This window comes from Mumia sp. zg.B21, assembly GCF_019550855.1.
GTDB lineage: Bacteria > Actinomycetota > Actinomycetes > Propionibacteriales > Nocardioidaceae > Mumia.
Genome location: NZ_JAHWCJ010000001.1, coordinates 17,009 through 31,246, shown reverse-complemented (window position 1 = coordinate 31,246; position 14,238 = coordinate 17,009). Strand labels below are relative to the sequence as shown.

The following is a 14,238-nucleotide window of genomic DNA, read 5'->3' as shown; positions in this document are numbered from 1 at the left end:
CCCCTAGCCGGTCAGTTGAGCTGGGGATCGTCCGGATAGGTCGAGAGCATTGCGAGATCGCTGCGTTGACGGCGGAGCACCTGACGCCACAACGCCTCGGGATTGGACGAGAGAAGGTCCTCGTCGAACGCGTCCACCACCACCCACGAACCCTCGGCGATCTCCTCCTCCACCTGCCCCGGGCTCCACCCCGCGTACCCGGCGAAGACCCGCATCCCACGCAGCCCCGGCTCGACGCCGTGGGCCGGCAGGTCGAGGTCGATCAGTCCCACGCGGTCGTACATCTCGCGCCAGCCGGTCGGCGGCCGGTCACCCGACCGCAGGACGCCGAGCGCGAGGGCCGAGTCGGGCGAGACGGGACCACCGGAGAAGAGGGCGGTCGGGCTGGACACGAGTGTCGACCACTCCGGCAGGACCTCGGCGACCGTGGCGTCCAGCGGCTGGTTGAGGATCACGCCGAGCGCTCCCCCGGCGTCGTGGTCGAGCACCGCGACGACCGCGCGGAAGAACGGCCCGCCCACGAGCAGCGGAGTGGCCACGAGAAGACGGCCTCGGCACGACCGGTGACGCGGCGAGATGCCGGCGGGTTCCTGGTCGGTCATCGCCCCTCCTCGCTCGGCGCCTCATCGGCTTTCAGCGTACGCCGTGGCGCCCTCTCGCGCGGGTACCCAGGCCGTAGGATGACCGGACCGCGAACCCGACACGAAGGACGAGATGGCCGACACCGCCAACGAGGACGAGCTCACCGTCGACGAGCTCGCGGCACGCGTCGGGATGACCGTGCGCAACGTCCGCGCGTACGCCAGTCGTGGACTGCTCGCACCGCCGCGGCTGGAGGGACGCACCGGCTACTACACGCGCTCCCACGTCAAGCAGCTCCAGCTCGTCCGCAGCCTCCTCGACCGCGGTTACACGCTGCAGGCCGTCGAGAAGGCGCTGCAGGACAAGACCTCCACGACGGCCGACTACGCACTCGACCTGATCACGGTGCTCGACTCGCCGCTGGCCCGCGAGCCCGAGAGCGAGCTCATGTCACGCGACCGGCTCTCGGCGATGGCAGGCATCGACCGCGACACCGACCTCGCCCAGAAGCTCGTGGACCGCGGCCTGGCCACCATCGTCGACGACGACACTCTCGAGGTGAACCGTCCCGAGGTGGTGCGGGCCGGAGCCGCCGCCATCTCGCTCGGCCTGGCCCCGGAGACGGTGCTCGAGCTGCTCCCGGCGCTGTCGGGGCCGTTGCGCACGGTCGCCGACGACCTCGTGGGCCGCGTGCGTCGCGACATCTGGCAGCCGTTCGTCGGCGCCGGCATGCCCGACGACCAGTGGCAGGAGGTCGTGACCTCCATCGCCAACCTGCTGCCGGTCGCCGCGCAGGCGGTCGTCGCGGTGTTCCGCGACGAGCTGGCGCACGCGATCGACGACGCCCTGGGCGAGGAGCTCGCGGCGCTCGGCGACCAGCGACCCGCTCCCGAGGCCTGACGCCGGCGTCTCCACAGACGGCTCCCCCGGAGGCGGAGAACGGCCCCACCCGACGCTGGAGGGAGGGACCCGCCGGGTGGGGCCGAAACCCTGGTGCCGATCGTAGGGGAGCGCGCGCGCCGAACCGAGGCCGCCTGCTGTGACCTTCCTCGCGTCAGCGGGACCGGACCGTCACGCCACCGGCGCCAGCCGGCACGAGCTCGACGAAGACCTTGCCCCGCTCGAGCGTGACCGGCTTGCCCCCGGCAGTCAGCTGGATCGGCGCCGCAGCGCTCTTCTTGCTCCAGCGGGCGTTCAGCATCGTGCCGCCGTTGAGGACGACAGCCCGGCCGCCCCCCTTGAGCACCGTCTCGGGGACGGGATACCCGGCCGGGTCGCGGTAGCCCGCGTCGACCTGTCGGGTGAAGAGCACGAGGACGGTGTCCGGCTTGAAGTCCTTGCCCTTCTGGGCGTGGCCGTTGACCCGGCGGTACGCGCCGCCGGAACCGAGCTGCCACCGCGTCGCGGAGCTGCGGGAGAAGCGGACGTCGAACGACGTCGCCTTCGTCGAGCCCGGCGTCGGGCTCGCGCCGAACGGCAGGTACGGCCGCGGCACGGCGGCCTTCGCGGACCGGTGCTGGTCGGCGTAGGCGGCAAGGTTCAGCAGCCGGTCGTACGGGGCCTTCTTGCCCCGGTCGATGGCGAGCGTGAGGTTGCCGGTGTCCTCGCTGTAGAGCTTCACACCAGCGGCCTTGATCTTGCGGATGGTCACCTTCGCGCCGCCCGAGGCGATCAGCTGCCCACCGGTCGGCTTGACGAGGGCGATGTCGGTGGTCCGGGTCGAGCGGACGTGCCCGACCTTGGTCGGCGTCTGCGAGTAGAAGAACGCCGCCAGCCTCGTCAGACCACCCTCGACCAGCTCCTCGACGACGAGATCAGCCTGCGACAACCCGTACTGCGGGGCTCCGGCGGCGGTGTTCTCGACCTTCACCAGGAAGGCGGGGTGATCGGGCAGACCCTTGGCCGCCGCCTCGCCGGTGAACGGGTTGGCGCGGTTCAGGGTCGCCGCCTTGCGCGCGGCGTCGGCGCTGGTCGGCGTCGGCTTCTCCGGGGTCTTCGGCTCGTCACCACCCGAGCACGCCGCCGCGAGGACGAGTGCGGTCGCGACGAGGGTGGCGCGCAACGCGGTACGGGGCTTCTGGCTCACGTGCATGCTCCCATGGTGGAGCAGGGCCGGTACCTCAGGAGGCACCGGCCCTGCTCTTCGTGGTGGTGTCGCTGTCAGCGCAGACGCATGGTGCCTGCGGACCAGCCGCGGGTCCAGATCCGCTCGACCTTCACGCGGCTGCCGGAGTACGGCGCGTGGAGGATGCGACCCTTCCCCCAGTAGATGCCCACGTGGTACTTGCGGGACCCACCGAAGAAGACGAGGTCGCCCTTGCGGATGTTGCGCTTCTTGATCTTGCGGACGTGCCGGTACTGCGAGTTCGCGGTCCGCGGCAGCTTCATGCCTGCCTTGCGGAACGAGTAGGAGGTGAGGCCGGAGCAGTCGAACGCGCGGGGGCCGGACGCGCCGTAGCGGTACGGGTCACCCTTCTGGCGCGCGGCGACGCGGGAGGCCTTGACGATGCGACCGGCGCGACGCTTCTTGGCGACGACGCGCTTGGCCTTCTTGGTGGCCTTCGCGGCGGCGAGCTTCTGGGCGGTCGCGGTCTTCGCGGCGGCCGTGCTCGTGGACGTGGAGGCGGGGGCTGCGCTGGCCTCGTTGGCGGTCGTGACGACCATCGCGAAGGCAGCGGAGAGAGCGATCGGCAGAGCCATGAGGCGCTGCGTCCGGGGGGTCGCGAGCATGATGAGCGTGGTCCCTTCCACGCCTGCGAAGTGAGCTGTCGGATTAGGGCCGAAGGATGGCCCCGCCCTGTCTTAGGGCTTCACCCCGAGCACGCATGACCCGAAGGACTTCGTGCAGAGTTGGTTCCTCCGCTCCTGCCCGTCGGTGACGGTCGATGATGGGGGCGTGTGCAGGCGGGCAGGATTGGGCGTTTCCCACACACGATGTTCAGTTGTCCGGCAGGACCCGGTCGCGTCCCGGTCATGCCCGTTATGGGGGGTTGTGGGGCCTGTTGTCAGGCCGCGGGCCACCATAGACACGTCGATGGACCCGCTCAAAACACCAGACGTCACCACGGACGAGGTTTGGACGCTCGTCCAGGTCACCTGCCCTGCCGTCGCAGTGATCGAAGAGGGGCTATGTGACCCTTGTCATATTTTGACCGGTCTTGTCCCAGGACCATAACAAGGCTCTGCGCGGATGCAAGGGTCCACCGCACCCGCGGGCGCGCCGGCGACGGTCAGCCGGCGAGCGACCGGACGGCTCGCACCGCGGTGACGACGGCCCCGGCGGCACCCTCGAAGTCCGCCGGCGACGCGGCCGTGAACCGCACCGCCGTACGCGCCACCTCGGGATCGATCCCGAGCGCCAAGAGGACCTCCGAGGGCTCGTCGGAGCCCGCGGCGCACGCCGAGCCGCTGGAGCACGCGATGCCGTGATCCTGCTCCAGCCCCAGGAGCACCGCCTCCCCCGACGTGCCCGGGAAGCAGAACGACGCGTGACCGGGAAGCCGACGGCGCGGATGGCCGGTGAGGAAGGCGCCCGCGACATTGGAGAGCACGTCGCGCACGAACGCGTCGCGGGCCGCGGCCAGGGCGTCGACCGGACCTCGCGGACGCGGTCCCCCGGGCGTGGACCCCACCGCCGACGTGATCGCCGCGGCGAGACCGACGGCGGCGGCGACGTTCTCGGTGCCCGACCGGAGTCCACGCTCCTGGCCGCCCCCGTGGATCAGCGGCTCCAAGGGCACGCCTCGGCGGACCCACAGGGCCCCGCTCCCCTTCGGCGCACCCACCTTGTGGCCGCTGAGCGAGAGGGCGTCGACGCCGAGCTGCGCGGGATCCACGACGACGGACCCGACGGCCTGGACGGCATCGGTGTGCACGAGCGCCCCCCGTGCGCGTGCCAGGGCGGCGACCTCGGCGACCGGCTGGACCGTCCCGACCTCGTTGTTCGCGAGCATGACCGACACCAGCGTGGTCTCGGCGCCGATCAGTCGTTCCGCCTGCGTCAGGTCGACGACGCCGTCACCGTCGACGTCGAGCAGGTCTCTCCGGAACCCGTGCAGTCTGACCAGGTGGTCGCACGCCTCCAGCACGGCAGGGTGCTCGATCCGGGTGGTCACGAGGTGGCGCCCACGCGGGTTCGCCAGTGCCAGTCCCTTCACCGCGAGGTTGTCGGCCTCCGTCCCACCGGAGGTGAGCACGATCTCCGCCGGCCGGGCACCGAGCGCGGCGGCGACGTCCGCGCGTGCGCGCTCCAGCGCCCGGGACGCGACGTCTCCGAGACCGTGGCGGCTCGACGGGTTGCCGAACTCGCCGGTGAGGAAGGGCCACATCGCCTCCAGCACCTCGCGGCGAACCGGCGTGGTCGCGGCCGTGTCGAGGTAGCGCACCCTAGACCGCCACCTCGACGTCGAGCCCCAGGTCGAGCGCGGCGACGCTGTGCGTGAGGGCCCCCACCGAGATCAGGTCGACCCCGGTCAGCGCGATCTCACCGACCCGAGGGAGCGTGATGCCGCCGCTGGCCTCCACCAGCGCCCGCCCGGCGACCTTCTCGACACCGGTACGGAGGTCCTCGAGCGTGAAGTTGTCGAGCATCACGGTGTCGACACCGGCCGCGAGGACGGCATCGAGCTGGTCCAGGCGGTCGACCTCGACCTCGAGGTGCACCGTGTGCGGGAGCGCCTCTCGCGCGGCTCGCAGCGCCGAGGTGATGCGCTCCGGGTCGTCGCCGAGGACAGCGAGGTGGTTGTCCTTGGCCATCACGGCGTCCGACAGCGAGAACCGGTGGTTGTGCCCGCCGCCGCACCGCACGGCGTACCGCTCGAACGCCCGAAGCCCCGGCGTCGTCTTGCGGGTGTCGACGATGCGCACACCCGTCCCGGCGACGGCCTCGACGTACGCGCGCGTCTGTGTGGCGATGCCGGACATCCGCTGGACGAAGTTCAGCGCGACGCGCTCGGCGCGAAGGACGCCCCGGGCGGGACCTACCACGGTCGCGACGACCGTCCCCGGCTCGAGCGCGTCACCGTCTGCCCGCTCGAGCCGGACCGAGATGGCGGGGTCGACGGTCGTGAAGGCCACGTCGACGACCCGCCCGCCGGAGAGCACTCCGGCCTCCCGGGCCACCATGCGCGCGGTGGCGACCGCCTCCGCCGGGACCAGCACCTCCCCCGTGAGGTCTCCCCACGGCGAGTCCTCCTGGAGTGCTGCCTGCACCCCGGACCTGATGAGCGTGTCGGTCAGCATGTGAGCGTTCCCTTCCGCACCCACGACAGGTGGCGGTCGAAGGCGGGGTCACGGTCGGGACGGTCGGACCGGAAGTGGGCGCCGCGCGACTCCTCCCGGGCCAGCGCCGCCGTCACCACCACCCGCGCAACCTCCAGCAGGTTGGCGTCCTCGTACGCCGCCGTGGTCCCGTCGACGGTCGGGGACCACCCGGCGATGGCGTCGGCGGCCGCCTGGAGGGTGTCGCCGTCGCGGACGAGTCCCGCGGCGGCCCACATCGTCGTCTGCAGCTCGTCCCGGTTCAGGGCGCCTGCGGTGGGCCCACCGGTCGTCACTCCGACGGGCTCGGCGGCGTACGGGGTGGGCTCACCGTCCCACGCGGCCGCTCCGGGCTCCTGGAGCGCGGACACGCAACGCCGTGCGGTCACCGCGCCCTCGAGGAGCGAGTTGGAGGCGAGACGGTTCGCGCCGTGCAGGCCCGTGCACGCGGCCTCGCCGACGGCGTACAACCCGGGGACGCTCGTGCGCCCGTCGAGGTCGGCCCGGATGCCGCCCATGAAGTAGTGCGCGGCGGGCGTGACGGGGATCGGTCCCTCGTCCCAGCGCAGCCCATGGGCGCGGCAGCGCGCGTCGAGGCCCGGGAAGCGTCGGGCGAGGAACTCCGCACCGAGGGCGGTGGCATCGAGCAGGACCGGCTCACCGCCCTGCTCGTGCATGACCCGAGCGATCTCACGGGCCACGACGTCGCGCGGTGCCAGCTCGGCGTCGCGGTGGACGTCACGCATGAACCGCCGCCCCGCCTGATCGCGGAGCACGGCTCCCTCCCCCCGGACGGCCTCCGAGATCAGTCCCCCGCCGGGCACGGCCAGGCGGGTCGGGTGGAACTGGTACATCTCCACGTCCGTCGCCACCGCTCCCGCACGCAGGGCGAGGGCCAGGCCGTCACCGGTGGAGCCGACGGGGTTGGTGGTGTGCGCGTAGAGCTGTCCGGCTCCCCCGGTCGCGAGGACCACGGCATCCGCCTCGAGCGTCCGGGGGCGCCCGCTCGGGGCGCCGACCCAGGTGAGGCCCACGACCGCGCCGTCGCGGAGGCTGAGGTCGGTGACCATGGCGTGGTCGTGCACGGCGAGCGCGCCCGTCTGCACCTTCGCGGACAGCGCACGGACGATCTCGGCCCCGGTCGCGTCGCCGTCGGCGTGCAGGATCCGCGGCGCCGAGTGTGCCGCCTCCAGGCCGAGCGCGAGTCGCCCGTCCTGCCGGTCGAACCGGGTGCCCCACCGGATGAGCGCCGCGACCGCGTCGGGTCCCTCACCGCACACCACCTCGGCCGACGCACGGTCGACCAGTCCGGCACCTGCGGTCACCGTGTCCGCGACGTGCGCCGCGACGGAGTCCTCGACGCCCGCTCGCGCCGTAGCGTCGAGGACGACCGCGATCCCGCCCTGCGCGTACCGGGTCGTCGCCTCGCCCAGCGCTCCCTTGGTGAGAAGGACGACGTCGTGGTGAACGCTCGCCTCGACGGCGGTCGTCATCCCCGCGATCCCGCTGCCGACCACGACCACCCGGAGGCGTCGGGGCCGAGCACGGCTCGTCATGCTGCCCGCTCCGGCGGGCGGGCGGCCAGCATGCGCTCGAGCGCGACGCGGGCACCGTCGGCGACCTGCGGGTCGACCTGGATCTGGTTCTCGACCCGTCCTTCGAGGAGCCCGTCGAGCACCCAGGCGAGGTAGCCGGGGTGGATCCGGTACATCGTGGAGCAGGGGCACACGACCGGGTCGAGGCAGAAGATCGTGTGCTCGGGGTGCTCGACGGCGAGCCGCTGGACGAGGTTGATCTCCGTCCCGATCGCGAACGTCGTCCCAGCCGGCGCAGACTCCACCGCCTTGCGGATGTAGTCGGTGGAGCCTGCCTCGTCGGCGGCGTCGACGACCGGCATGGGGCACTCCGGGTGCACGACCACGCGGACGTCCGGGTGCGCTGCGCGCGCACTCTCGATCTGAGCGACGGTGAACCGCTTGTGCACCGAGCAGAAGCCGTGCCACAGCAGAACCTTCGCGTCCCGCAGCGTCTGCTCGTCGTTGCCGCCGAGCGGCTTGCGCGGGTTCCACATGGGCATGGCGTCGAGGCTCACGCCCATCGCCTTCGCCGTGTTGCGACCGAGGTGCTGGTCGGGGAAGAAGAGCACCCGCTGCGCTCGCTCGAACGCCCACCGCAGCACGGTCTCGGCGTTGGACGACGTGCACACGATGCCGCCGCGGTCGCCGCAGAAGCCCTTGAGGGCCGCCGAGGAGTTCATGTAGGTCACCGGGATCACCGGGAGCCTGCCGTCGGCGTCGGGCTCGGTCCCGTAGACCGCCTCGAGCTCGGCCCACGCCTGCTCGACGGAGTCGATGTCGGCCATGTCGGCCATCGAGCACCCGGCCGCGAGGTTCGGGAGGATCACGGCCTGCTGCGGACCGGAGAGGATGTCGGCGGTCTCGGCCATGAAGTGGACCCCGCAGAACACGATCGCCTCGGCGTCGGGGCGGGTCAGCGCGGCGTTCGCGAGCTGGAAGGAGTCGCCCACGAAGTCGGCGTGCCGGACGACCTCGTCACGCTGGTAGAAGTGGCCGAGGACGACCAGCCGGTCGCCGAGGGCGTCCTTGGCGGCGCGGATGCGGGCGTCGAGCTCGTCGGCGGACATCTGCGTGTAGGCCGCCGGGAGGACGCCCTGGCGGGGCGCCGCCGCGGGGATCACGTCGCCCATGGAGGCGCCAGGCCCGTACGAGGGTGGTGCGAGGTCCACGGTCCACGGGCCGTCGGCCAGGCTCGGGTCGCAGGTGGCGCCTGGTGCGCTTCGGACGACGGTGTCGACAGAGGACATGGTGGGGGCCTTCCTGGAAGGAGCCGGCACCGGCCGGCGAGAGGTGTCGTACGACGGGACTGTGGTGGTCACGGCCGGGTCAGGGGTCCGTTGTCCGCGAGGTCGCTCGCCTCGCGATGTCGATAGAGCCTCGGGGGTCGGTGGCGGCCGCCGACGAGGTAGTCCCCCGTCGGCTCGACGGCGCCGCTCGCCTCGACCTGGCGGCGGAAGTTGGCGGGGTCGAGGGTGCGCTGGAGCACCACCTCGTAAACGTGGCGCAGCTCGGCCAGCGTGAACGTCTCACCGAGGAATGCCTGGGCGATCCGTGAGTACTCCATCTTGGTCCGCAGCCGCCAGAGCGCGTACTCGACGATCGTCGAGTGGTCGAAGGCGAGCTCGGGGGGCTCGTCGGCGGGTCGCCACGAGACGTTGTCGTCCTCGATGCCGCGCTCCGCCTCCTCGGGACGCACGAGCGCCCAGTAGACGACGGAGATGACCCGGGGACCGGGCACCGGCTGCGGAGCGCGCGCGACGTGGCCGAACGTGTAGAGCTGCTCGAGGTACTTCGGGCTGAGCGCCGTCGTCTCGACCAGCGTCCGGCGCGCGGTGTCGGACAGGTCCTCGTCCTCGTGGACCGGACCGCCGGGGAGCGCCCAGCTGCCCTTGTACGGATCTTTGACGCGGCGCACGAGAGGCATCCACAACGAGGTGCGGTCGGTCCGGTCATCGTGCCGCAGCGCGAAGATCACCGTGGAGACCGCGATCTCGATCCCGGACATCCGGTCCCCCCTCGCTGTCGAGTCACCAGTAAAGGTCTGGGTGACCTGAACACATAATAGTCATCATCACCTTTACTGGCTACCCCGGCATGCGTGACCGCGCCGGAACGGCTCAGGCGACCGCGCCGGAACGGCGACGCTTGTCCTCGTACATCCGCGCGTCCGCCACCGCGTACAGGGCCTCGGAGGAGAGCCCTTCGCTGCACGTCGCGAGGCCCATGCTCAGGCCGATGCCGGCCTGTTCGACCCATGGCTTCAGCGAGACGACCCGCGCGGCGAGCTGGAGACGGTCCATGACCAGCTGGGCCTCGACGGGATCGGGAGAGGAGAGCACGATGGCAAACTCGTCACCACCCAGCCGGGCCGCCCGGTCCTCGCTCCGGGTGTTGGTACGGATCAGCTCGCCCACCGTCTTGAGCGCGTCGTCACCGACGGCGTGGCCGTAGGTGTCGTTGAGCTGTTTGAGCCGGTCGATGTCGACGAGAACCACGCAGACCTCCCTGCTCGACACCGACGCGTCGGCGATCCACTCGTCGAAGGCACGACGGTTGCCCAGACCGGTGAGCGCGTCCTCGCGCGCTGCCTGCACAGCGGCGTCGTGCGCCCGCGAGCGTTCGTACCCGGCGATCGCCGCACGCATCATCTCGAGGTCGCTGCGGTGCTGCTGGCGCCACGCCCACGACACGCTCCGTCCATAACCGAGACCCGCCCCCGCGGACGGATAGCCCATCGCGTCGGCGACCCGCAACGTCGCCCACCGGACGTAGCGCTGAACGTTCAGGTCGTCGATCCCGTCGAGCCGGATCAGCGCCCTGCGCGCCTCGCGCTGGGCCTGGGCGATCTCCCCCACCTCGACATAGGCCACCGCCAGGAGTGCCGTCGCCTCCATCTCGAAGCCCACGTGGGCCTCGCTGAGGTTGCTCCGGCACACGTGGAGCTCACCGATCCACCGAGCGGGGTCCGTGGGCCAGCCGGCTGCCGCGCGCAGATACCGGGCCAGTGGGAAGACCGAGCCCTCGACGTGCTCGGAGTCGGCGAGCGTCAGCGAGCGCTCGGCCCAACGCACGACCTCCACGCGACGCCGCTCGACCTCGGACTCGAGGTCGGGCTCCATCAGCATGTCGAGCTCCTTGGCCCAGTGGTAGTTCACCGAGGCGAGGTTGCGCGCGTCGATCGCGCGGGAGCCCGCGAGGTCGAGGAGGCGGTCCTCGATGGCCATCGCCGCCTCGTAGTGCGGCACCGCGAGCTCGAACAGGCCGAACTTCTCGTAGGCCTGGCCGAGGTGGGTGTGAGCCCACCCGCGCAGGTCGTCCCGGCGCGAGTCGCGCAACTCGTACTCGGCACGTACGAGGTCCTTCACCGCATCGGCGGGGCGGTCGTCCTGGAGCACCGCGATCGCACGCGTGGCACAGCCGATCGCCACCCAGCCGGGCTCGTCGAGCGCCAGACCGACAGCCTGGCAGGCGGCTGCCGCCCGCGAGGCCTGCCCGCAGGCCCCGGACTCGACGGCAGCGATCACGAGCACGTACTCCGCCGCTGCGCGCAGCTCAGACGGATCGTGCCCGAGGTCACGGAGCAGGGTCTTCATCGCGGCGACGGCGGAGTCGTTGTCTCCGGCCCTGATCGCCCCCAGCGCGGTGGTGAGGCGTGCCGCATGCGACGACGTGATCGATGAGGTCATCGCGCTCCTTCCCCGAGTACACGCCATTATGGCCGCTATCGTCCGATTCGATGCCTGCTTTCAGTGAACTGCATCGCGGGTTCACGGCCGGGTCGGACGGCACGACGTGGCCGACTACCCTGGGCCGCATGAGCGCAACCCTCGTGACGCGCCGTCTCGCGCTCGCGCTGGCCGCGGTCCTCATCCTTCCGGCGTGCGGCGAGTCGGCACCCCGGCCCGCGGCCGAGGCCTCGGCGACGACGACCACGCCCGCCACGAGTGCACCCTCCGAGCCCAGCCCGTCGGCGCCCAGCCCGTCGGCACCCCGCCCGCCCGCCGTGACCGGACTCACCCTGCCTCAGGTCGTCGGGCAGGTTTTCATGACCGGCACGTCCCCGTCGGATGCGGAGAGCGCCACCCTCGACTCGATCCGCGACCACCACGTGGGCAACGTCATGCTGCGCGGCCGTAGCGACGACGGGGTCGCGACGACCGCCCGCGTGGTACGCACGCTGCGCGACGAAGTCGGGTCAGACAGCACGGGCTCGGTGCCCCTCCTCGTCGCGACCGACCAGGAGGGCGACCAGGTCCAGGTGCTGCGCGGTCGGGGGTTCACCGACCTGCCGAGTGCGGTCTCGCAGGGCGGATGGTCTGCAGCGACCCTGCGGAGCCGGGCGACGACCTGGGGGCGCGAGCTGCGGGCAGCCGGCGTGGACCTCAACCTCGCCCCCGTCCTCGACACGGTGCCGAGCGCTGCGTTCGCCCCCAAGAACGCTCCGATCGGCGCGTTCGACCGGCAGTACGGATTCACGCCGCAGGCCGTCTCCAGCAAGGGCCTCGCGTTCCTCGGCGGGATGGAGGACGCGGGCGTGATCGGCACCGTGAAGCACTTCCCCGGCCTCGGCCGGGTGACCGCCAACACCGACACCAGCGACGACGTGCACGACTCGCAGACGACGGCGACCGACCCGTACCTGCGGCCGTTCGAGGACGCGATCGCCGCTGGAGCGCGTGTCGTGATGATGGCGACCGCGACGTTCGACCGCATCGACCCGCACGAGCCGGCAGCGTTCTCCCGACCCATCGTGACCGGGCTGCTCCGTGAGCGGATGGGGTTCGACGGCGTGGTGATGTCCGACGACCTCTCCGCGGCGCAGCAGGTCAAGGACCGCACGCCTGCCGAGCGCGCCGTCGACTTCCTCCGCGCCGGTGGCGACCTCGTGCTCGCGATCGATCCGGCGCAGATGCCCGAGATGACTGCGGCAGTGCTCGCGCGGGCCCGCCAGGACCCGGCCTTCCGGGCCCGGGTCGAGGAGGCGGCCGCGAGGGTGGTCGCGCTCAAGCGCGACCACGCCGCCCGCTGAGGCCGCCCTCAGGTGCTCAGCGGTCGCGCCGCCGCCCGAAGACGTTCGTCCGGGCCAGGTCGACCACCTCGTCACCCCGACCGGAGAGCACGGTCCTGAGTGCGTAGAGCGTGAAGCCCTTCGCCTGCGAGGCGGTGACCGTCGGGGGGATGGCCAGCTCCTGACGGGCCACCATCACCTCCACGACGGCCGGTCCGGGCGCTTCGAACGCCTCGGAGATCGCGTGCGGCAGCCGGTTCGGCTGGTCGACCCGCTCGCCGTGCATGCCCATCGCCCGCGCGATCGCGGCAAAGCTCGGGTTGGTGAGACCGGTGCCGAAGTTCACGATGCCGGCCGCCTTCATCTCCAGCTCCACGAAGGCCAGGGACGCGTTGTTGAGGACCACGATCTTCACCGGGAGCTCCTGCTGGACGAGCGTGATCAGGTCGCCCAGGAGCATCGACAGCCCTCCGTCACCGCAGAGGGCGACCACCTGCCGGCCCGGGTACGCCGCCTGGGCGCCGATCGCGTGCCCCAGGGCGTTCGCCATGGTCCCGTGGGTGAACGACCCGACGATCGACCGCTGCCCGTTCATCTCCAGGTAGCGCGCCGCCCAGATCACCGGCGTGCCGACGTCGCAGGTGAAGACCGCGTCGGCGCTGGCCATCTCGGAGACCGTCCGCGCGACGTACTGCGGGTGCAACGGCCCGTCACCCCCCGGGCCGGCGAGCTCGTCGAGTTCCTTGCGGCTCCGGGCATAGTGCGCGAGCATCTTCATCAGGTGGCCGTCGTCGCTGCGCGGGTCGAGCAGCGGGGTCAGCACGCGCAGGGTCTCACCGACGTCGCCGACCAGCCCGAGATCGATCGGCGTCCGCTTCCCGAGCTGTGCACCGCGCACGTCGACCTGGATCACCGCCGCGTGCTCGGGGAAGAACTGCGGGTAGGGGAAGTCGGTGCCGAGCATGAGCAGCACGTCGCACGCCTCCATCGCGCGGTACCCGGAGGAGAAGCCCAGCAGCCCGGTCATCCCGACGTCGTACGGGTTGTCGTGCTCGACGTACTCCTTGCCGCGCATCGTGTGCACGATCGGAGCCTTGAGCACCTCCGCGACACCGACCAGCTCGCCGTGAGCCCCGGCGCACCCCGCGCCGGCGAGGATCGTCACCCGCTCGGCGGCGTCGAGCAGGGCGACAGCGCGCAGCAGGTCGGTATGGGCCGGGACGACGACAGCGCGGCTCGCCTGGATCGTCGACGGAGGACGGCGCCCTGAGGCCTCGGCCAGCATCACGTCGCTCGGCACCACGACGACCGCGACGCCTCGCTCGGCCACGGCTGTACGGAACGCGATCTCGAGGATCCGTGGCAGCTGCTCGGGCGTCCCTGCCATCTCGCAGTAGACGGAGCACTCCTGGAAAAGCTGCTGAGGATGGGTCTCCTGGAAGTAGCCGCTGCCGATCTCCGAGCTCGGGATGTGGGAGGCGATGGCGACGACAGGCACCCGGCTGCGCTGGGCGTCGTACAGACCGTTGATGAGGTGGAGGTTGCCGGGCCCGCAGCTCGCGGCCACGACGGCGACCTCGTCGGTCAGGTGCGCCTCCGCAGCGGCAGCCAGCGCGGCCACCTCCTCGTGCCGGACGTGCACCCACTCGAGCGTTCCGTCCTTGCGCAGCGCGTCGGTGAAGGCGTTGAGCGAGTCGCCGGGCAGGCCGTACACCCGCTTGACACCTGCGGCCTTGACCGTCTCGATCATCACCTCTGCTGTGCTCGGCATCGTCACTCCCCGGTTCGGCGGCCGTGCTCCGACTCTGGCCA

At 71.7% G+C, this 14,238-nt stretch carries 12 protein-coding genes and 1 riboswitch; of the genes, 2 read left to right on the top strand and 10 right to left on the bottom strand.

Features of this window, described 5'->3' with window-relative positions; all coding sequences use genetic code 11:
* Positions 1–11: 11 nt before the first annotated feature.
* Positions 12–602, bottom strand: coding sequence for a YqgE/AlgH family protein (locus KV100_RS00155; RefSeq protein ID WP_220340899.1), 591 nt, complete (start codon positions 600–602; stop codon positions 12–14).
* Positions 603–714: 112 nt separating this feature from the next.
* Here KV100_RS00155 and KV100_RS00150 point away from each other — a divergent pair, with 112 nt between their 5' ends.
* Complete coding sequence (locus tag KV100_RS00150; RefSeq protein WP_220340898.1) at positions 715–1,482, top strand: MerR family transcriptional regulator; 768 nt, start codon at positions 715–717, stop codon at positions 1,480–1,482.
* Between the two features lie 154 nt (positions 1,483–1,636).
* Here KV100_RS00150 and KV100_RS00145 read toward each other — a convergent pair whose 3' ends face one another.
* The 8 genes from KV100_RS00145 to KV100_RS00110 all read right to left on the bottom strand — a co-directional run bounded on the left by KV100_RS00145 (position 1,637) and on the right by KV100_RS00110 (position 11,104).
* Complete coding sequence (locus KV100_RS00145; protein WP_220340897.1) at positions 1,637–2,674, bottom strand: DUF3048 domain-containing protein; 1,038 nt, start codon at positions 2,672–2,674, stop codon at positions 1,637–1,639.
* Between the two features lie 68 nt (positions 2,675–2,742).
* On the bottom strand, positions 2,743–3,333 hold the full coding sequence (locus KV100_RS00140; protein WP_220340896.1) for a C40 family peptidase: 591 nt from the start codon (positions 3,331–3,333) through the stop codon (positions 2,743–2,745).
* Positions 3,318–3,473: riboswitch (cyclic di-AMP (ydaO/yuaA leader) on the bottom strand. Its footprint overlaps the gene before it by 16 nt.
* Before the next feature lie 339 nt (positions 3,474–3,812).
* Positions 3,813–4,967, bottom strand: coding sequence for a cysteine desulfurase family protein (locus KV100_RS00135; RefSeq protein WP_220340895.1), 1,155 nt, complete (start codon positions 4,965–4,967; stop codon positions 3,813–3,815).
* Position 4,968: 1 nt separating this feature from the next.
* Complete coding sequence (nadC, locus tag KV100_RS00130; RefSeq protein WP_220340894.1) at positions 4,969–5,823, bottom strand: carboxylating nicotinate-nucleotide diphosphorylase; 855 nt, start codon at positions 5,821–5,823, stop codon at positions 4,969–4,971.
* Positions 5,817–7,397 (bottom strand): L-aspartate oxidase, encoded by a 1,581-nt coding sequence (gene nadB, locus KV100_RS00125; protein WP_220340893.1) that lies wholly within the window; start codon positions 7,395–7,397, stop codon positions 5,817–5,819. Before nadB ends, nadC begins: the two co-directional genes overlap by 7 nt.
* Positions 7,394–8,665: a quinolinate synthase NadA gene (gene nadA / locus KV100_RS00120; RefSeq protein WP_220340892.1), complete on the bottom strand. Its 1,272-nt coding sequence runs from the start codon at positions 8,663–8,665 to the stop codon at positions 7,394–7,396. The genes nadB and nadA overlap by 4 nt, the downstream gene beginning before the upstream one ends.
* 68 nt (positions 8,666–8,733) lie before the next feature.
* Positions 8,734–9,423: an NUDIX domain-containing protein gene (locus KV100_RS00115; RefSeq protein ID WP_220340891.1), complete on the bottom strand. Its 690-nt coding sequence runs from the start codon at positions 9,421–9,423 to the stop codon at positions 8,734–8,736.
* Between the two features lie 112 nt (positions 9,424–9,535).
* Entirely contained in the window at positions 9,536–11,104 is a 1,569-nt protein-coding gene (locus tag KV100_RS00110; protein WP_220340890.1) for a diguanylate cyclase, read from the bottom strand.
* Positions 11,105–11,232: 128 nt separating this feature from the next.
* Here KV100_RS00110 and KV100_RS00105 point away from each other — a divergent pair, with 128 nt between their 5' ends.
* Positions 11,233–12,447 (top strand): glycoside hydrolase family 3 N-terminal domain-containing protein, encoded by a 1,215-nt coding sequence (locus KV100_RS00105; protein ID WP_220340889.1) that lies wholly within the window; start codon positions 11,233–11,235, stop codon positions 12,445–12,447.
* A 16-nt stretch (positions 12,448–12,463) separates the two neighbouring features.
* On the opposite strand, the gene poxB is transcribed toward KV100_RS00105, so the two are convergent.
* A complete protein-coding gene (gene poxB, locus KV100_RS00100) occupies positions 12,464–14,197 on the bottom strand; it encodes a ubiquinone-dependent pyruvate dehydrogenase (RefSeq protein ID WP_220340888.1) in 1,734 nt (577 codons plus the stop codon).
* Between the last annotated feature and the right edge of the window lie 41 nt (positions 14,198–14,238).

Coding starts and splice junctions, on each gene's coding strand:
- KV100_RS00155 (WP_220340899.1), bottom strand. CDS start 602: ATGACCGACCAGGAACCCGCCGGCATCTCGCCGCGTCACCGGTCGTGC.
- KV100_RS00150 (WP_220340898.1), top strand. CDS start 715: ATGGCCGACACCGCCAACGAGGACGAGCTCACCGTCGACGAGCTCGCG.
- KV100_RS00145 (WP_220340897.1), bottom strand. CDS start 2,674: ATGCACGTGAGCCAGAAGCCCCGTACCGCGTTGCGCGCCACCCTCGTC.
- nadC (WP_220340894.1), bottom strand. CDS start 5,823: ATGCTGACCGACACGCTCATCAGGTCCGGGGTGCAGGCAGCACTCCAG.
- nadB (WP_220340893.1), bottom strand. CDS start 7,397: ATGACGAGCCGTGCTCGGCCCCGACGCCTCCGGGTGGTCGTGGTCGGC.
- nadA (WP_220340892.1), bottom strand. CDS start 8,665: ATGTCCTCTGTCGACACCGTCGTCCGAAGCGCACCAGGCGCCACCTGC.
- KV100_RS00115 (WP_220340891.1), bottom strand. CDS start 9,423: ATGTCCGGGATCGAGATCGCGGTCTCCACGGTGATCTTCGCGCTGCGG.
- KV100_RS00110 (WP_220340890.1), bottom strand. CDS start 11,104: ATGACCTCATCGATCACGTCGTCGCATGCGGCACGCCTCACCACCGCG.
- KV100_RS00105 (WP_220340889.1), top strand. CDS start 11,233: ATGAGCGCAACCCTCGTGACGCGCCGTCTCGCGCTCGCGCTGGCCGCG.
- poxB (WP_220340888.1), bottom strand. CDS start 14,197: ATGCCGAGCACAGCAGAGGTGATGATCGAGACGGTCAAGGCCGCAGGT.